Source organism: Paraburkholderia sp. BR14374, assembly GCF_040948685.1.
Lineage (GTDB): Bacteria > Pseudomonadota > Gammaproteobacteria > Burkholderiales > Burkholderiaceae > Paraburkholderia > Paraburkholderia youngii.
The window spans coordinates 101,513-118,082 of the sequence record NZ_JBFPKF010000006.1 but is presented as its reverse complement, the minus strand read 5'-3'; the positions used below and the strand labels follow the sequence as shown (position 1 = coordinate 118,082).

The following is a 16,570-nucleotide window of genomic DNA, read 5'->3' as shown; positions in this document are numbered from 1 at the left end:
CCCTGGTGTCGTTTGGCACGGCTGCGGCCGTGCTTGACACGCTTTCGCGCCGGCGCCTATCATCGAGCCTGTTTTGTTCGATATATGACCTTGTGTTCGTATATAGAACATAAGGGCGGGCAAGGAAGGCGCAACAGCCGCATCGGTCGTCACTCCCAAGCCCACCTTTTACGATCCTGCGCTAAGCTGCCTTGACGTATCGGCCGCCACACCGCTGCCGTTTTGCAGCTTCCCGCGCGCGGCCGTCGGTCCCCGGGCCGATGCCTCGGGGCATCGAACCGGCGTCATCGGTGCAAGGCCGGCCGCGGCGCGGCGCAGCGCACGCAGCATCTCAACTGGAGACATCCCATGACCGAAGCATTCCTGTGCGACGCGATTCGCACCCCCATTGGCCGCTATGCGGGTTCGCTGTCATCGGTGCGCGCCGACGACCTGGGCGCGGTGCCGCTCAAGGCGCTGATGGAGCGCAACAAGAACGTCGACTGGACCGCGATCGACGACGTGATCTACGGCTGCGCGAACCAGGCCGGTGACGACAACCGTAACGTCGCGCGCATGTCGCTGCTGCTCGCGGGTCTGCCGAAGGACGTGCCGGGCTCGACGGTCAACCGTCTGTGCGGCTCGGGCATGGATGCGATCGGCATCGCCGCGCGCGCGATCAAGTCGGGCGAAGCCGCGCTGATGATCGCCGGCGGCGTCGAAAGCATGAGCCGCGCGCCGTTCGTGATGCCCAAGGCAACTAGCGCGTTCTCGCGTCAGAACGAGGTCTACGACACGACGATCGGCTGGCGTTTCGTGAACCCGCTGATGAAGAAGCTGTACGGCGTCGACTCGATGCCGGAAACCGGCGAAAACGTCGCGACCGACTACAATATCAGCCGCGCCGACCAGGACGCGTTCGCGCTGCGCAGCCAGCAGAAGGCCGCGCGCGCGCAACGCGATGGCACGCTCGCGCAGGAAATCGTCGGCGTGACGATCGCGCAGAAGAAGGGCGATCCGATCACGGTCACGCAGGACGAGCATCCGCGCGAAACGAGCCTCGAAGCGCTCGCGAAGCTGAAGGGCGTCGTGCGTCCGGACGGCACGGTTACGGCCGGTAACGCATCGGGCGTGAACGACGGCGCGGCCGCGTTGCTGCTCGCCAACGAAGAAACCGCGAAGCGCTTCGGCCTGACGCCGCGCGCCCGCGTGCTCGGCGTGGCGACGGCGGGCGTGGAGCCGCGCGTAATGGGCATCGGCCCGGCGCCGGCCACGCAGAAGCTGCTCGCGCGTCTGGGCATGAAGATCGACCAGTTCGACGTGATCGAGCTGAACGAAGCGTTCGCCTCGCAAGGCATCGCCGTGCTGCGCGCGCTGGGCGTCGCCGACGACGATCCCCGCGTGAACCCGAACGGCGGCGCGATCGCGCTCGGCCACCCGCTCGGCATGAGCGGCGCGCGTCTGGTGACGACCGCGACGTATCAGCTGCAACGCACGCAGGGCCGCTTCGCGCTGTGCACGATGTGTATCGGCGTCGGCCAGGGTATTGCGATCGCGATCGAGCGCGTGTGATGCACGTGTAGCGCGACGAACATCGCAAGCGGTTTGCGACCGTTCATGTAACAGCCCCATCGTTCCCGCGATGGGGCTGTTTGCTTTTGCGCGCTGCCTCGCGCGTACAATCGTTCGCGTCGTATCGTTTGCAGTAGTTGTCCTGAGGATGTGGAGTTCATGGCGGCGGGCACGATCACTGCGTAGCGCGAAGTCATACGCGGCGCTCATCGTGACCGTCACGCGGGATCGAAACCCCTGTCGAGGAGAACGCGAATGAAGACAACGACGATAGGCGCAGCGTTGATGCTGGCGGCCGCGGCCACAATCCAGCCGACGCGCGCGCAGAACGACATGGCGAGCGCGGCCCAGGCGGTGCTCAGCGCGGCGCAGCCGGTGCATATGACGGCCGAGATCGTCGGCATCGATGCCGGCAACCGCGCGCTGACGCTGAAGGGCTCGGGCGGCAACGTCGCGATCGTGCTCGTCAGTCAGCAGGTCGCTGGTTTCGATCAACTGAAGATCGGCGATCGCGTCGACGTGCTCTACAAGAATGCGCTGCTCACAAAGGCGGAAAAGGTCAGCGGCGCGGGCAAGGGGATTCGCGAGCGAGCCGACAAGCAGAGCTATGCGCCGGCATCGGGCGGTTACGAATCGGCTCGACAAACCGAGGTGCTCGCGACCGTACTGAAGATCGATCATAAACAGGGCCTCGTGACGCTGCGCGGCGCCTATCAGACACAGACGTTCCAGGCCGCGCCCAACGTCGACCTGAGCGACGTGAAGGTCGGCGATACCTTGCATGCGGTGTTCGTTTCGGCCGCCGCCGTGCAGGTGACGCCAGTGGGCCAGTGAGCGGCCGGGATCGCGGCCAATTCCAGCGGCCGGGAATGTTTCGCAAACTATGTCGAAATATGTCGCGCCGTCCGACGAACGCCCGCAAAGCCTTGCCTGGCGGGCCTGAGTCGCGGTGAAACAGCGCGACATATCTTCCCTGATGATTTCCACGGTGTGTCCTTCTATAGTCCGTTCGTCGCCACGCTGCAATCACGCAAGTGGCCCGAATCCAGCAAGGACATATCGTGAAGAATCGTTCATTCGCAGGTTCCGAGAAGCTCTGCGGCAGCATGGCGCGACGCGCGCTGCGCAAGGCGGTGTTCGGCGCCGCCGCCACTGTGTTCGCGCTTGGCAGCGCATCGGCGTTCGCGTGGTCGGGTCATGGCACCGCATACACGTCGCGCGGCGTCTATAACGGCGCGCACTACGGCTCGTGCGGCGGCGGTAGCTGTTCGCATGCGGGTAGCGTGGCTGGCCCCTATGGCGGCTTTGCGAGCAACACCGGCACGGTCACGCGCACGGCGCCCGGCCAGTTCTCCAACTCGGGTACCGCAACGGGCCGCTACGGCAACACGGTGCAGCACTCGGGCGACACCAACTGCGCAGGCGGTACCTGCTCGCACACCGGCACGATGACTGGCCCCGACGGCAAAACGGCGACGACGTCCGGCGACGTGACGCGCACCGCGCCGGGCCAGTATTCGTCGTCGGGCTCGATCACCGGGTCGAACGGCAATACGGTCAATCATTCGGCGTCGGCCAATTGCGCGGGTTCGACTTGCGCGCGCTCGGGCACGGTGACGGGGCCGGACAACAACAGCGTCTACCACTCCGGCACCGCGACGCGGGTCGCGCCCGGCGTCGTGACGACATCGACGAGCGTGACCGGCACGCAGGGTCACACGGTGACGTCGAGCGGTACAGTGGTCACAGGCGGCGTGGTGGTCGCGGGCGGTGCCACGACGACGACCGGCACGACCGTGGTCGTCGCGCCGAAGCCGGTGGTGGTCGCGCCGCCGCCCCCGCCGCCGGTCGTCGTGCCCGCGCCGGTCGTGTACGTGCCGCCGAAGCCAGTCGTGGTGACGCCACTGCCGGCCTATGTGCCGCCGCCGCCGGTGGTGTACGTGCCGCCGCCGGCCGTCTATGTCGCGCCGCGTCCCGTGTACGTCGCGCCGCGGGCGGCGGTGTGGGTGCCGGGCCATTGGGTCGGGCGCGTGTGGGTGCCGGCGCATTGGGCTTGACGATGGACGCGCTCCGCAAAACGGCTGCCATTGCGACGACCGTCGTGGCGGCCTTGTTGGCAATCCACGCAGTCATCGACACCAGCGACGCCAACGACGACCGTCGCGCGAATCCCGCCGCCAGCGTGACGAGAGACTGTTCCGCGCGCTACGCCGCGTTGCTCGATCTGGCCGAACTCGCGCGGCGTGACGGCAAATCGTCCGAGGTGGTCGTGCGTGGATTGAGACAGCAGAACGGCGCGATGAGCGAGTGCCTACCTGCAGGCTGGGTCAGGCCTGCACCGCGATTACATTGAACGCGGCCGCGTCAGATCGCATTCCAGAAAAATCGCGCCGGGGATCGGATTGAACACGTAAGCGTCGATCGGCTCGAAGCCCAGCGATGCATAGAGCCCGAGTGCCGCTTGCATAGTGGGCAGCGTGTCGAGACGCATGCGGCGATAGCCCGCTTCTTTCGCGGCCGCCAGGATACACGTGGCGAGTTGCCGCCCCACATGCAGACCGCGTCCCGCCGGACGCACATACAGGCGCTTCATTTCGCAGATCGTGTCGTCGATTGGACGCATCGCGACACAGCCGACGATTTCGCCAGGATCGTCGCCCGTGCCGTTGCTCGCGAGCAGCACGCGGCCGCGTGGCGCTGCGAATTTGCCCGGCAGGCTGGCGAGTTCGTCGTCGAATTGCTGGAAGCAGAGATCGAAGCCGAGACTCTCCGCGTACTCGCGGAAGACGGCCCGTACAGCCTCGATCTGCTCGGGGAAGCGGGCAGTATGCAGATGGATCATGCGATGGGTCGGGTCATTGAACATGGAGCGGAAATCGGATCTCGAACGTGGTCCCCACGCCCTCGCGCGACGCAAACTCGATCTGTCCATCGAGCACGCGGCATAGCTCCTTGACGATCGCGAGCCCGAGACCCGCGCCCGGGACTTCCTCGCTGGCCGCGCGCTCGAACTCGTCGAATACGCGCTCCGCATCGGCGGGCGCAATGCCGACGCCGGTGTCGGACACGCGAATCGTCCAGTGTTCGGGGCCATGCATCGCGAAGCGGAATTCGACTTGCCCCGACTTCGTGTACTTGATCGCGTTGGACAACAGATTGACCGCGATCTGCTTGAGCTTCAGCCGATTCGACGTGACGACCGTCAGCGCCGCGTCGAACTCGCCGCGCAGCGCGAGTCCTTTCGCGTCGACCGACGGCTGCGTGGAAGCGATGAGTTCGTCGAAAAGTTCACGTAAATCGACGTCTTCGAACACGAGCGTCGCCGTGTCGCCGAGTACGACCGAGTACTCGACCATCTGGTCGACCAGTTGCTTCATGTCGGCGGCCTGACGGTTCGCGAGTGTCAGCGCGGCATCGGCTTGCGACGGCGCGCGCTCGATCAGTTGCAGCGCGACCGAAAACGCGTTGAGGAAATTGCGCAGATCGTGCGCAACGCTGCGCGTGATCTGCATGCGTGAGTCATACAGATCGCCGACCAGCCGTTGCTTGAGCGTCAATTCGTCATTCGCGCGTTCGAGCCGGCTTGTGTATTCGTCGATCTTGCGATCGCGCTCGCCGACCACTTCCTTGATCGACGCATACCTGACCACGCTGAACGCTTCGGCGAGCAGACGCCGCGCGCGGCTCTCGTGACGGCGCGTGCACGTCCGGTCGCGTTCGACGAATTCTTCGAGCGCTTCGACGAGCACCTGCTGAAAGAGGTCCAATTCGCGCACCAGCTCTTCGATCCGGTAGCCTTGCTGCCAACGGACATAGCCGTGCTTCTTCGCGTCGCGCTCGATCGATGTTTCGGCGCATTCGAGATCTTGCGCATCGAGCGCCATGCACAGCTGGTCGAGGATTTCCGGCAAATGGTCGGCCAGCTGTTGATAGGTGAGCTTGTCCGCTTCGACGAGATCGGCGTCGATGGCGACGGCATCCATCCATTGCCGCGTCAGACGGCCCCGTTCCGCACGGATGAAGTTGGCGAAGTTGCGCAGCGGGCTCACGCGTCTGTCGGTCATGATGGATAGCGGAATGGAGTTTCTACAACATACAAACACGCGAACAGTTCCGAACGCCTCGATTTGGCGCGGGCACCCCATGCCTGTTTGCGCAGGCAATCGGCCAGGCATCCGATGCGCGCCGGCGACCCGGGTCATTATCCGCGCAATTGCCGCGCGTGGAACACCTCTTGCGAGACTCTGAGCAGACAAAAGAAGCAAGTTTCGTCAGCAAACCATGATGTATTCGATATTGCTGGTGGACGACGAACCGGAAATTCTGGCCGCATGGCGGCTGATTCTGGAAAGCGAAGGGTATGAGGTGAGTTGCGCGAGCAACGGCGCCGAAGCGCTCGCTTGTGTCGTCGCTCACGTTCCCGACCTGATCGTTACGGACTGGATGATGCCGGTCATGGACGGCGCGGAGTTGTGCCGCCGTTTGAAATCGATGCCGCTATCCGTCAACGTACCGATTCTGGTCCATACCGCGGTGCCGCCGTCGGACAGCGAAGCGCAGTACTGCAGCGCATGTTTGCTGAAGCCGATCGGCGCGGATCTCTTTCTGACCACGATCGCGCAACTCTGCGCGCCACGGTGTTGATACGGCACGATTCGGCGCGATTGCCGTAATGTGAGCAAGTCAAGCGCGTGCCACGTGGTCGTTCAGCATATCTGCTGAGTCGGCCTTCAGGAAATCGACGAACGCGCGCAGCGGCGCGGGCACATGACGATGGCCCGGATAGTACAGGAAGGGCCCTGAAAACCGCTGCCACCACGGTTCGAGAATCGCTTCGAGCGCGCCGCTGTCCAGATGCGGGCGCAGCATGTCTTCGAACAGGTGAATGATGCCGAGACCCGCGACCGCGCCGCTGACCGCGAGGTCGATCGCGGCGCCAGGCCGCACCAGCAGCGGTCCGGTCGGATTCAATTGCAGCAGTTCGCCATTGCGCTCGAAGTACCAGGTCGGCATCGCGCCGCTCGCGAACTGGCCGCGCAGACAGGCATGCGCGAGCAGTTCGCTGGGATGCTCCGGACGGCCGTGCGCGTCGAGATACGCAGGCGACGCGGCGGTCGCGAAGCGCTGCACGCGTGCGCCGATCGGCACCGCGATCATGTCCTGTTCGAGGCGCTCGTCGTAGCGAATGCCCGCATCGCAACCGATCGACAGCACATCGACGAAACCATCCTCCACGACGACCTCGACGCGAATGTCCGGGTACTGCTTCAAAAAGCGCGCGAGCACGTCGGGCAGCACGATGCGCGCGACGCTCGACGGCACGTTGAGCTTCAGCGTGCCGGTCGGCTTGTCGCGAAAGCCGTTCAGCACATCGAGCGCCGCTTCCATTTCGCCGAACAGCGGCGTCAGCTTCTCGATCAGACGCAGCCCGGCTTCGGTCGGCGCTACGCTGCGCGTGGTGCGGTTCAACAGGCGCAGCCCGAGTTTCGTTTCCAGACGCCGCACCGCGACGCTCAGACTCGACGCCGACACGCCGCTCACGCGCGCCGCGTCGCGAAAGCCGCCCGCGCGGCAAACCGCCACGAAGGCGGCCAGATCATTCAGTTCCATGACGATTGATTGTGCAGAATTTTGAACAACCCGTACAAGTTAGACCCGTTTATTCAACAACGCAATTCCGGCGATACTGCCGCTCATCACTTCACAAGGAGATCGTGATGCCGAACTTCAGCTCCATCGACACCTTCGTGCTAGCCGGCCGCGCGGTGCGGCGCATGGGCTATGGCGCGATGCAGCTGGCCGGCCCCGGCGTGTTCGGGCCGCCGAAAGACCGCGCCGCGGCGCTCGCGGTGCTGCGCGAGGCGGTCGCGTCGGGCGTCGACCACATCGATACCAGCGATTTTTACGGGCCGCACGTGGCCAACCAGGTGATCCGCGAGGCGCTGCACCCGTACCCGCGCGATCTGACGATCGTCACGAAGGTCGGCGCGGTGCGCGACAGCGCCGGTGCCTGGCTGCCGGCGCAGGAGCCCGCCGATCTCGAGCGCGGGGTGCACGACAATCTTCTCAACCTCGGTCTCGATGCGCTCGACGTGGTCAACATGCGCGTGATGGGCAACGTGCACGAGCCGAGCGAGGGCTCGATCGAAAAGCAGGTCACGGCGCTCGCCGAACTGCAGCAGCGCGGGCTCGTGCGTCATATCGGCCTGAGCAACGTGACGGCCGCGCAGATTGCCGAAGCGCAGCGCATCACGAAGGTCGTGTGCGTGCAGAACCATTACAACCTCGTGCATCGCGACGACGATGCATTGATCGATGCGCTCGCGCAGCAGGGCATTGCCTACGTGCCGTTTTTTCCGCTGGGTGGCTTTACGCCGATTCAATCGTCGGAGCTGTCGGAGCTTGCGCGCAAGCTCGAGGCGACACCGATGCAGGTCGCGCTTGCCTGGCTACTGCATCGGGCGCCTAACATTCTGCTGATTCCGGGCACGTCTTCGGTGGCACATCTGCGCGAAAACCTGCAGTCGGCGCAATTGAAGCTCAGCGACGAGGTGCTCGATCAACTGGATGCGATCGGCGCTGAAAAGGGCTGAAGGTCGGCTTTGCACGATGTGCTGTTTGCAACGGGCGACGGCGGTCGGGATCTGCCGTCGCCCGCCCGAATTGCGTTGACGGTACGGCGGCGCCCTACGGCCGATACCGCAGCGCGTCGATCAACACCACGAGCGCTCTCGACGATTGCCGGCGGCTCGGGTAATACAGGTGATAGCCCTGAAACGTCGGGCACCAATCCTTGAGGACCTGCTTTAGTTGCCCAGCGGCGACATACGGCCGCGCCAGATCTTCCGGCACATAAGCGAGGCCGCCTCCGGCGAGCGCTGCGCTCAGCATCTGTCCGGTGCCATTGAACACGAGCTGACCTTCGACGCGCACCTTCAGTTCGTGTCCATCCTTCTCGAACTCCCACGCGAACAGACCGCCGTAAGTCGGCAGGCGCAGATTGATGCAGTTGTGTTCGGTCAGGTCCTGTGGTTTTCGCGGGCGCTTGTGCTTCGCGAAGTAGCCGGGCGCGCCGACCACCGCCATGCGCAGGTCCGGCGCGATGCGCACCGCGATCATGTCTTTCGCGACCTGATCGCCGAGACGGATGCCGACGTCGTAGCGTTGCGCGACGATATCGGTCAGCCCGAAATCGATGACGACTTCCACCTTGATGTCTGGGTACTCCGGCAGCAGTTGCGCGAGCTTCGGCTGCAGGATCGTGTTCGCCGCATGCTCGTCGGTCGTGATGCGGATCGTGCCCGCGGGTTTGTCGCGCGGCTCGCCCAGCGCGGCGAGTTCTTCCTCGATCTCAATGAAGCGCGGAGCGACGCTGTTCAACAGTCGCTCGCCGTCAAAGGGCGGCGCGTATCGTGAAGCGCGCGCCGGACGCACGGAGCGATTGCACGCCGTTCAAACCGACGCCGCAATAAACTCCCGCAACCATTGATGCGCGGGATCGCGATGCACACGCTCATGCCAGAGCATCGCCATCTCGTAGCCCGGCACCTCGACCGGCGGCTCGACCATCCGCAACGTGTCCGAGCCGCGCACGAGACGCGCGGGCAGCATCCCCACGAGATCGGTGCTCGCGAGCACCGACTGCATGAACAGAAAGTGCGGCACCGACAGCACGACCTTGCGCGCGAGCCCCAGCTTTGCGAGCGTCTCGTCGGTGACGCCGAAAAAGCCGCCGCCATCGGGCGACACGATCACGTGTTCGAGCTTGCAGAACTGCGCCAGAGTGGGCCGGCGCTTCAGCTTCGGATGACCCGCGCGGCCAACCAGCACGTAGCGCTCGGCAAACAGCACGCGACGGCGCAAGCCTTCGGGCGCGCCTTCGCTGGTATGAAAGCCGATATCGATGTCGCCCTGTTCGGCCTGGCGAGCGAGCCGCGGCGGCACCGCCTCGACGATCGCGAGACGCGTGCCGGGTGCCGCCGCGCGCAAGCCCGCCAGCATCGGCAGGATGATCGTCGACTCCGCGTAGTCCGTTGCGGCGATGCGCCAGGTTTGCGTCGCCGCGGCCGGATCGAACGGGCTGGTTGGCGCGACCGCGCGCTGCAGTGTTTCGAGCGCTTCGCGTAGCGGCTCGCGCAGTGCCTGCGCTTTCGCGGTGGGCCGCATGCCGCGCGGTCCGGGCAATAGCAGCGGATCGCCGAATACGTCGCGCAGTTTCGCCAGATGCACGCTGACCGAAGGCTGCGAGAAGTTCAGCCGTTCGGCGGCGCGAGTCACGTTGTGCTCTTCGAGCAGCATATCGAGCGTGACCAACAGGTTCAGGTCGAGTCTTCTGAGATTAACCACGGCAATACCTGGCATATTCCGAATTCATTTCCAATATACCTCGGCAATGGCTATCGTGACTGTTTTCAGCCACGAAGGTTTCGTCATGAACGTTCTTATCATCTATGCGCATCCCGAACCGAAATCGTTGAACGGTTCGCTGAAGGACTTCGCAGTCCGTCATCTCGAGCGGGCCGGCCATACGGTGCAGGTGTCCGATCTGTACGCGATGAACTGGAAAGCATCGCTCGATGCACACGACACCATCGAGCGTCATAGCGCCGAGCGCTTCTTCGCGTCGCTCGAATCGAAGCATGCGTTCGAGAACGGCTTGCAGCGCGAGGACATCGCGCGCGAGCAGGACAAACTGAAGTGGGCCGATGCGGTGATCCTGCAGTTTCCGCTGTGGTGGTTCTCGATGCCGGCGATCATGAAGGGCTGGGTGGAGCGCGTCTATGCGTACGGTCTCGCGTACGGCGTCGGCGAACATTCCGATGCGCGCTGGGGCGAGCGTTACGGCGAGGGCCGTTTCGCGGGCAAGCGCGCGATGCTGGTCGTCACGACGGGCGGGTGGGAGTCGCACTACAGCGCGCGCGGCATCAACGGTCCGATCGACGACGTGCTGTTCCCGATCCAGCACGGCGTGCTGTATTACCCGGGCTTCGACGTATTGCCGCCGTTCGTCGTCTATCGCACGAGCCGTGTCGACGACGCGAAGTATGCCGAGGTCAGCGCGGCGCTCGGGCGACGGCTCGACACGCTGTGGACGAGCGCGCCGATCGCGTTCCGGCCGCAGAACGGCGGTGCGTATGAGATTCCGGCGCTCACATTGCGGGACGATCTGGCGCCGGGGCAGGTCGGGTTTGCCGTGCACGTCGAAGATGTCGGCGCGGCGAGCGCAACGCAAGCGAACGAAGCGGCGGAAGCCTGACTGGATCGTATGTTTCGCTGAAATTTGGTTGTAAGTCGCCATTGCTAGAGTCGTCGGCGTACACAGGCCGAAGCATGCCAGGACGGCTTTATTCTGGATGCCTGACGAAGGTAAGCAGCCGGAGCGTAGCTGAAACGAGCGAAGGGCGACCCACCATGAATCCAGTTCGTAGGTTCTGGCTCATTTTGATGCTGATCGCATCGCCGGCGTGGGCGTTCCAGTCGCGCGTCGTCACGATCCCGAGCGCGGCGATGCATCGTACGTTCGACGCCACCGTCGTGCTGCCCGATCAGTACGCGCGCGGCAACCAGGCCGCGCGCTTTCCGGTCGTCTATGTTCTGCACGGCTCAGGCGGCGATTACACGGACTGGACCGCGAATTCGCATATCGGCAAGCTCGCCGATCGCTATCACGTGATCCTCGTGATGCCCGACGGCGGCCGCGATAGCTGGTACATCGATAGTCCCGTCGATCCGCGCAGTCGCTATGAAACCTACGTGGGCACCGAAGTGGTGGGCTATATCGACAGCCATTTCCGCACGATCGCCACGAGGCAGGCGCGCGCGATCACAGGCTTGAGCATGGGTGGATTCGGCGCGCTACGCATCGCGCTCGACATGCCCGATGCGTTCGGCGCGGCGGGCAGCATCAGCGGTGCGGTGGACCCGCGCAGCAGCGAGGACGAGCCCGGCATCGCACGGGTGTTCGGCGACCCGTCCGAACATGCGGACTTCTGGGATAGCGAAGCGATCGTCGCCAATGCGGAGGAATTCGGCCGCGACCATATCGCACTGACGATCGATTGCGGCGCGAACGACTCGCTCGTGCAGTCGAACCGTCTGCTGCACGAGCGGCTCGTCGAACTCGGCGTGCCGCACGATTACGCCGAGCGGCCCGGCGGCCATACATGGAAGTACTGGTCGAACGCGGTCAAATACCAGGTGCTGTTCTTTGCCGGCACGTTCAGGCAGGCGGCCCGCGAAATGCGTGACGCGCGCGCCGCGGCCGCGGCTTGAGCGGCCCACGCGGCTGTCCGCGTCAGTCGATTCCGTGAAATACCGCGTCGTCCGGTCCCAGGTAGACGGGCGGGCGCCACGTGGCATCGCGCATCGAATGCTGGACCTGTTTGTCGACGCCGAGCAGTACCGCGAAAATCGCCATCCGCACTGGAATGCCGTTGTCGGTCTGCCGGAAAATCGCGAGCCGTGAATCGTGATTGAGGTCGGTGCTCAGATCGTTCGCGCCGGGCCGGCTGTCGCGCGGCAGCGGGTGCATGATCAGCGTGTCGGCGCCGCACACGCTATCGACGAGCGCCTGGTTGATCTGGAAGTCGGGCGTGTAGCCTTCGAACGATTCGTCGGCGAAGCGCTCCTTCTGGATGCGCGTCGCATACACGACGTCGGCGCCGCGCAGACCGGTGCGCAGGTCATGCGTCTGTTCGATCACGTGACCATTGCGCGAAATCTGCTCGACGATATAGCCTGGCATTTCGAGCGTCGGCGGCGAAATCAGCGTGAACTTGATGCCGCGATACAGCGCCAGCAGCTTCACGAGCGAATGCACGGTACGTCCGTACTTGAGGTCGCCGACCAGCGCGATGTGCGCGCCGTCGACGATCTTGCCCAGGCGCGAGAACTCACGCTGGATCGTGTACAGATCGAGCAGCGCCTGGCTCGGATGCTCGCCGGGACCGTCGCCGCCGTTGATCACCGGCACGTTGGTCGCGCGCGCGAATTCGGCGACCGAGCCTTGCTCCGGGTGGCGGATCACCAGCGCGTCGACATAGCCGCTCATCACGCGGCTCGTGTCGTAGATCGATTCGCCCTTCGCCATCGACGAAAACGTGAAGCCGGTCGTGTCGCACACCGAGCCGCCGAGCCGGCAGAACGCCGCGCCGAAGCTCACGCGGGTACGGGTGCTCGCCTCGAAGAACAGATTGCCGAGCACCGCGCCTTCGAGCACGCGCGAGATTTTGCGGCGCCGCGCGATCGGCTGCATGATGTCGGCGACGCGAAAGAGCGCCTCGACCGAGTCGCGCGAAAACTGATCGACCGACAGCAACTGCGGCTTCCCCTCGAACAGCATCTGGCTTGCAAGCGATTGCGAGTCTACGCTTTGCGTATATCCTTCGCCAGGCTCCGTATTGGCGACGATCTCCGACACGAAGCGCTCGACGATTTCCGGCATCGCCCGCGATTCCTGCGAGTCGTCCGGCAGCAGCCACGTATCCAGCGCCCGGCGCGACACGCCGATGCGGTTAGCGAACGTATCGCGCGTCATGTTCAGGCGACGCATCGCATCGCGTAGGAAGGCTTGTTGCGGAACGCTCATGAGGGCACCTGTCGCAAGTGTGGGGTCGGCGGGAGTCAGACAGCAAAACGCGTTGATGTACGCGGTGCGTATATTAGTTTCCGGCGCGTAGATGTCAAGCGTTTTCCTGCGGGAGCTCCTTCGTGAGGCGCCGAAGGCCCCGCCGCGCGGGTTTCGCGGTTACACTGCGGCTCATGCACTCCGGCCCTATGTTCCCGCTCCGTTCGTCGACCTTCGCCCGCGCCGCCCTGGCGAGCGCGGCGGTTGCACGCGCGAACGGTGTCTCGCGTAACGTCGGCGCCAAAGCCAAAAAACAGCCGCTCATCTGACCGGAGCGCGCAGTTCCGTCGTCAGATGTGCGACGGAACGACCGGTCGACCACCCGCCTGCGGCTTTCTCCTGTTCTCCCTCGCACCGCTGACCCGGATTCGATACGGTCGTCTTCGAGGTAGAAAACATGTCTGATTTCTCGGGTATCTGGATTCCGCTGATTACGCCGTTCGCCGACGGCGCCGTCGATCACGCCGCGTTGCGCGCGCTGGTGCGCCGCTATGCGGACGCCGGCGTGGCTGGGCTCGTCGCGCTCGGCACGACCGGCGAGCCCGCCACGCTCGACGCCGCCGAACAGGACGCCGTGCTCGCGACGATTCTCGACGCCGCGCAGGCCGCCGCCAATGCCGCCGACGCCACCGACGCGCAGCGGCGTCCGTTGCCGGTGCTGGTCGGCGTCTCCGGCAATCACACGACGAGCATGCTCGCACGGATCGAGCAGTTGAATCCGTTGCCGATTGCCGGCGTGCTGATCGCCGCGCCGTATTACACGCGGCCCGCGCAGGCCGGCATCGTCGCGCATTTCAGCGCGCTAGCCGACGCGAGCGCGCATCCGGTCGTGCTCTACGACATTCCGCAGCGCACCGGCGTGCGGCTGGAACTCGACACGCTATTGACGCTCGCTGCGCATCCGCGAATTCAGGCGATCAAGGATTGCGCCGGTTCGCTCGACACGACGCTCGCGCTGATTCGCGACGGCCGTCTGCAGGTGCTCGCGGGCAACGACCTCGAGGTCTTCTCGACGGTGTGCGCGGGTGGCAGTGGAGCGATCGCGGCGTCCGCGCATTGGCGGCCCGAGCGTTTCGTCGCGCTGTACCGCGCGTTGACCGAGGGCAGGCTCGACGAAGGACGGCGCATTTTTCACGCGCTCGTGCCGCAGATCCAGCTCGCGTTCGCGGAACCGAATCCCGCGCCGATGAAGGCGCTGCTCGCGGCGACGGGGTGGGTGCGCAATGAATTGCGCTTGCCGATGACGCGCGCGAGCGCGGCGTTGATCGAACGGCTCGCGGCGTTGGGAGAGACGCTGCCTAGATAGCCACTCCGCTCGCGCCCATCGTTCTGCTGCGTAGCATGGCGCCGAAGTCGTCGGCGCTGACTGGCTTGCCGAGCAGGTAGCCTTGCATTTCGTCGCACATCATCGAGCGCAGCTTGTCGAGCTGCGATTGAGTCTCGACGCCCTCGGCGACCACGTCCATTTCGAGTGAGTGCGCGAGCGCGATGATCGCCGACACGATCGCGCTGCCCGCCGCGCCGTTCGCGTCGAGACCGTGGGTGAAGAAGCGGTCGATCTTCAGCTGCTTCACCTGAAAGCGCTGCAGATAGGCGAGGCTCGAATAACCGGTGCCGAAGTCGTCGATCGAGATGTCGAAGCCGCTCGCCTGAAACGCGCGGATCACTTCGACGGTGCGCGCGGCGTCCTGCATCGCGACGGTCTCGGTGATCTCGAACATGATCTGCTCGCAGGCGACACCCTCGTTCCTGACGATCTCCTGGATCGTCTCGACGAGGTCCGGCTGCAGCAACTGACGCGGCGACAGATTGATCGCCACCTTCATCGCCGGCAGGCCCTGTTCGATCCAGCCGCGAATGCGCCGGCAGGTCTCGCGCACGACCCAGTAGCCGATCTGCACGATCTGCCCGGAGCGCTCGGCGACCGGGATGAATTCGGCCGGCGTAAGCGCCCCCAGTTCCGGATCATGCAGGCGGATCAGCGCCTCGGCGCCCGCGAGCGCGTCGCCGCCGCGCTGAAACTTCGGCTGGAACAGCAGCGAAAAACGCTCGTTCGCGAAGGCGTCGTGCAGCACTTGCTGGATCTGCAGCGTGCGCGTGGCGGCCTCGTTCATGCTGCGCTCGAAGAAGCGGTAGGTGCCGCGGCCGGCGCGCTTCGCTTCGTACATCGCGGCGTCCGCGTGCTGGAGCAGCGTCTCGACGCTCTCGCCATCGCGCGGATAGAGCGCAATGCCGATGCTCGGCATCACCTGCAGCGGTTGTTCGTCGCTCCACGTGCCCTGGCGCATCCGCTCGAGCACGCCGTCGGCGAGCGCGGCCGCGTCCTCGCCGCAGGTAAGATGTTCCGCGAGCACGACGAACTCGTCGCCGCCGAGCCGCGCGACGGTGTCGCTCGAACGCACGCATTGCTGCAGACGTTGCGCGAAGGCGGACAGCACCGCGTCGCCGGCCGAGTGACCGAGCGAATCGTTGATCGTCTTGAAGCCGTCGAGATCCATGAACAGCACCGCGAACGACGAGCGCTGGCGGCGCGCGACGCTAATCGCGCGCTCGATCCGCTCGGTCAGCGTCGCGCGGTTCGGCAGGCCCGTCAGCACGTCCAGCGTCGCGAGCCGCACGATCTGGCCGTTCAGCTTCGACACCGCGCCGAGCAGGAAGGTGGTGCGCACGTCGAAGCGCGACAGCATCAGCGTGACGATCAGCACCGCGAACGTGAGCAGGATCACCGCGGTGGCGAGCCATTGCGCGTCCATATCGTTGGCCGCGCCGCAGATCGCACCGGGCGCGAAATCCGCGGCGCCCATCGCCGTATAGTGCATGCCGCTGATCGCGACGCCCATCACCAGCGCCGCGGCCAGACGTTTGCGCGCGATATGACGCTCGTGTTCATTGCTGAGCGCGCGCGCCATCCACAGCGCGGCGCTCGATGCGCCGATCGCGATCGCGATCGAGGCCGCGAACCATACAGGCTGATAGTGGATCGCGGGCGCCATGCGCAGCGCCGCCATTCCGGTGTAGTGCATGCCGGCGATACCGATTCCCATCACCACGCCGCCCGCCAGCAGCCGGGCCGGCGTCAGGCGTTGCTGGGTCGTCAGGAAGAGCGCCAGATACGAAGCGCCGATCGCGAGAGCCAGCGAACAGGCGGTCATCGCGATGTCGTAGCCGAGCGGGATCGGCAGCGAGAACGCGAGCATCGCGACGAAGTGCATCGACCAGATGCCGACGCCGAGCGCGAACGCGCCGCCGAGCCGCCAGGCATGCCGCCGGCGCGCCGAGGCGAGCAGGAAGATGCGGCCCGTCAGATCGAGCGCGGTGTACGACGCGAGCGTCGCGACCGCGAACGAAATCGCCACGAGCCATAAATTGTAAGAACTCTGCATGTTGGGTCCG

General features: G+C 65.1%; 15 protein-coding genes and 1 pseudogene. 9 read left to right on the top strand and 7 right to left on the bottom strand.

What is annotated here, in order from left to right; translation table 11 throughout:
* Nucleotides 1-348: 348 nt before the first annotated feature.
* From pcaF to AB3X86_RS16370, 4 genes are all read left to right on the top strand, one after another.
* Complete coding sequence (gene pcaF, locus AB3X86_RS16385; protein WP_368596759.1) at nt 349-1,551, top strand: 3-oxoadipyl-CoA thiolase; 1,203 nt, start codon at nt 349-351, stop codon at nt 1,549-1,551.
* Nucleotides 1,552-1,806: 255 nt separating this feature from the next.
* The gene (locus AB3X86_RS16380; RefSeq protein ID WP_368596758.1) at nt 1,807-2,385 is read left to right on the top strand and encodes a hypothetical protein; all 579 of its coding nucleotides are present in this window, start codon (nt 1,807-1,809) and stop codon (nt 2,383-2,385) included.
* Between the two features lie 272 nt (nt 2,386-2,657).
* Nucleotides 2,658-3,608 carry a hypothetical protein gene (locus AB3X86_RS16375; RefSeq protein WP_368596985.1) on the top strand — a complete coding sequence of 317 codons (951 nt, stop codon included), beginning with the start codon at nt 2,658-2,660 and terminating at the stop codon, nt 3,606-3,608.
* A 2-nt stretch (nt 3,609-3,610) separates the two neighbouring features.
* Complete coding sequence (locus AB3X86_RS16370) at nt 3,611-3,904, top strand: hypothetical protein (RefSeq protein ID WP_368596984.1); 294 nt, start codon at nt 3,611-3,613, stop codon at nt 3,902-3,904.
* Here the strand turns inward: AB3X86_RS16370 and AB3X86_RS16365 are convergent.
* Both AB3X86_RS16365 and AB3X86_RS16360 read right to left on the bottom strand, forming a co-directional pair.
* Nucleotides 3,896-4,393, bottom strand: coding sequence for a GNAT family N-acetyltransferase (locus AB3X86_RS16365; RefSeq protein WP_368596757.1), 498 nt, complete (start codon nt 4,391-4,393; stop codon nt 3,896-3,898). The genes AB3X86_RS16370 and AB3X86_RS16365 overlap by 9 nt on opposite strands.
* A 13-nt stretch (nt 4,394-4,406) precedes the next feature.
* Nucleotides 4,407-5,615, bottom strand: coding sequence for a sensor histidine kinase (locus AB3X86_RS16360; RefSeq protein WP_368596756.1), 1,209 nt, complete (start codon nt 5,613-5,615; stop codon nt 4,407-4,409).
* Nucleotides 5,616-5,832: 217 nt separating this feature from the next.
* On the opposite strand from AB3X86_RS16360, the gene AB3X86_RS16355 reads away from it, so the two are divergent.
* Complete coding sequence (locus AB3X86_RS16355; protein WP_368596755.1) at nt 5,833-6,195, top strand: PleD family two-component system response regulator; 363 nt, start codon at nt 5,833-5,835, stop codon at nt 6,193-6,195.
* A gap of 39 nt (nt 6,196-6,234) precedes the next feature.
* Here AB3X86_RS16355 and AB3X86_RS16350 read toward each other — a convergent pair whose 3' ends face one another.
* Nucleotides 6,235-7,161, bottom strand: a complete 927-nt coding sequence (locus tag AB3X86_RS16350) for a LysR family transcriptional regulator (RefSeq protein ID WP_368596754.1) — start codon at nt 7,159-7,161, stop codon at nt 6,235-6,237.
* A 107-nt stretch (nt 7,162-7,268) separates the two neighbouring features.
* On the opposite strand from AB3X86_RS16350, the gene AB3X86_RS16345 reads away from it, so the two are divergent.
* Entirely contained in the window at nt 7,269-8,144 is an 876-nt protein-coding gene (locus AB3X86_RS16345; RefSeq protein ID WP_368596753.1) for an aldo/keto reductase family oxidoreductase, read from the top strand.
* Between the two features lie 94 nt (nt 8,145-8,238).
* Here AB3X86_RS16345 and AB3X86_RS16340 read toward each other — a convergent pair.
* Both AB3X86_RS16340 and AB3X86_RS16335 read right to left on the bottom strand, forming a co-directional pair.
* Nucleotides 8,239-8,943, bottom strand: a pseudogene (locus tag AB3X86_RS16340) (LysR substrate-binding domain-containing protein); the annotation flags it as partial.
* Between the two features lie 60 nt (nt 8,944-9,003).
* Nucleotides 9,004-9,912, bottom strand: a complete 909-nt coding sequence (locus tag AB3X86_RS16335) for a LysR family transcriptional regulator (RefSeq protein WP_368596752.1) — start codon at nt 9,910-9,912, stop codon at nt 9,004-9,006.
* A gap of 70 nt (nt 9,913-9,982) precedes the next feature.
* On the opposite strand from AB3X86_RS16335, the gene AB3X86_RS16330 reads away from it, so the two are divergent.
* A complete protein-coding gene (locus tag AB3X86_RS16330) occupies nt 9,983-10,807 on the top strand; it encodes an NAD(P)H-dependent oxidoreductase (RefSeq protein WP_368596751.1) in 825 nt (274 codons plus the stop codon).
* A 155-nt stretch (nt 10,808-10,962) separates the two neighbouring features.
* Nucleotides 10,963-11,823, top strand: a complete 861-nt coding sequence (locus AB3X86_RS16325; RefSeq protein WP_368596750.1) for an alpha/beta hydrolase — start codon at nt 10,963-10,965, stop codon at nt 11,821-11,823.
* 22 nt (nt 11,824-11,845) lie between these two features.
* Here the strand turns inward: AB3X86_RS16325 and AB3X86_RS16320 are convergent, their stop codons facing one another.
* Nucleotides 11,846-13,138 carry an aspartate carbamoyltransferase gene (locus AB3X86_RS16320; RefSeq protein WP_368596749.1) on the bottom strand — a complete coding sequence of 431 codons (1,293 nt, stop codon included), beginning with the start codon at nt 13,136-13,138 and terminating at the stop codon, nt 11,846-11,848.
* Between the two features lie 436 nt (nt 13,139-13,574).
* On the opposite strand from AB3X86_RS16320, the gene dapA reads away from it, so the two are divergent.
* A complete protein-coding gene (dapA, locus tag AB3X86_RS16315; RefSeq protein WP_368596748.1) occupies nt 13,575-14,483 on the top strand; it encodes a 4-hydroxy-tetrahydrodipicolinate synthase in 909 nt (302 codons plus the stop codon).
* On the opposite strand, the gene AB3X86_RS16310 is transcribed toward dapA, so the two are convergent.
* Nucleotides 14,476-16,560: a putative bifunctional diguanylate cyclase/phosphodiesterase gene (locus tag AB3X86_RS16310; protein WP_368596747.1), complete on the bottom strand. Its 2,085-nt coding sequence runs from the start codon at nt 16,558-16,560 to the stop codon at nt 14,476-14,478. The genes dapA and AB3X86_RS16310 overlap by 8 nt on opposite strands.
* Between the last annotated feature and the right edge of the window lie 10 nt (nt 16,561-16,570).

Bases quoted from the DNA above. Each gene is read 5' to 3' on its own strand.
- pcaF (WP_368596759.1), top strand. From the start codon at position 349: ATGACCGAAGCATTCCTGTGCGACGCGATTCGCACCCCCATTGGCCGC.
- AB3X86_RS16380 (WP_368596758.1), top strand. From the start codon at position 1,807: ATGAAGACAACGACGATAGGCGCAGCGTTGATGCTGGCGGCCGCGGCC.
- AB3X86_RS16375 (WP_368596985.1), top strand. From the start codon at position 2,658: ATGGCGCGACGCGCGCTGCGCAAGGCGGTGTTCGGCGCCGCCGCCACT.
- AB3X86_RS16370 (WP_368596984.1), top strand. From the start codon at position 3,611: ATGGACGCGCTCCGCAAAACGGCTGCCATTGCGACGACCGTCGTGGCG.
- AB3X86_RS16365 (WP_368596757.1), bottom strand. From the start codon at position 4,393: ATGATCCATCTGCATACTGCCCGCTTCCCCGAGCAGATCGAGGCTGTA.
- AB3X86_RS16360 (WP_368596756.1), bottom strand. From the start codon at position 5,615: ATGACCGACAGACGCGTGAGCCCGCTGCGCAACTTCGCCAACTTCATC.
- AB3X86_RS16355 (WP_368596755.1), top strand. From the start codon at position 5,833: ATGATGTATTCGATATTGCTGGTGGACGACGAACCGGAAATTCTGGCC.
- AB3X86_RS16350 (WP_368596754.1), bottom strand. From the start codon at position 7,161: ATGGAACTGAATGATCTGGCCGCCTTCGTGGCGGTTTGCCGCGCGGGC.
- AB3X86_RS16345 (WP_368596753.1), top strand. From the start codon at position 7,269: ATGCCGAACTTCAGCTCCATCGACACCTTCGTGCTAGCCGGCCGCGCG.
- AB3X86_RS16335 (WP_368596752.1), bottom strand. From the start codon at position 9,912: ATGCCAGGTATTGCCGTGGTTAATCTCAGAAGACTCGACCTGAACCTG.
- AB3X86_RS16330 (WP_368596751.1), top strand. From the start codon at position 9,983: ATGAACGTTCTTATCATCTATGCGCATCCCGAACCGAAATCGTTGAAC.
- AB3X86_RS16325 (WP_368596750.1), top strand. From the start codon at position 10,963: ATGAATCCAGTTCGTAGGTTCTGGCTCATTTTGATGCTGATCGCATCG.
- AB3X86_RS16320 (WP_368596749.1), bottom strand. From the start codon at position 13,138: ATGAGCGTTCCGCAACAAGCCTTCCTACGCGATGCGATGCGTCGCCTG.
- dapA (WP_368596748.1), top strand. From the start codon at position 13,575: ATGTCTGATTTCTCGGGTATCTGGATTCCGCTGATTACGCCGTTCGCC.
- AB3X86_RS16310 (WP_368596747.1), bottom strand. From the start codon at position 16,560: ATGCAGAGTTCTTACAATTTATGGCTCGTGGCGATTTCGTTCGCGGTC.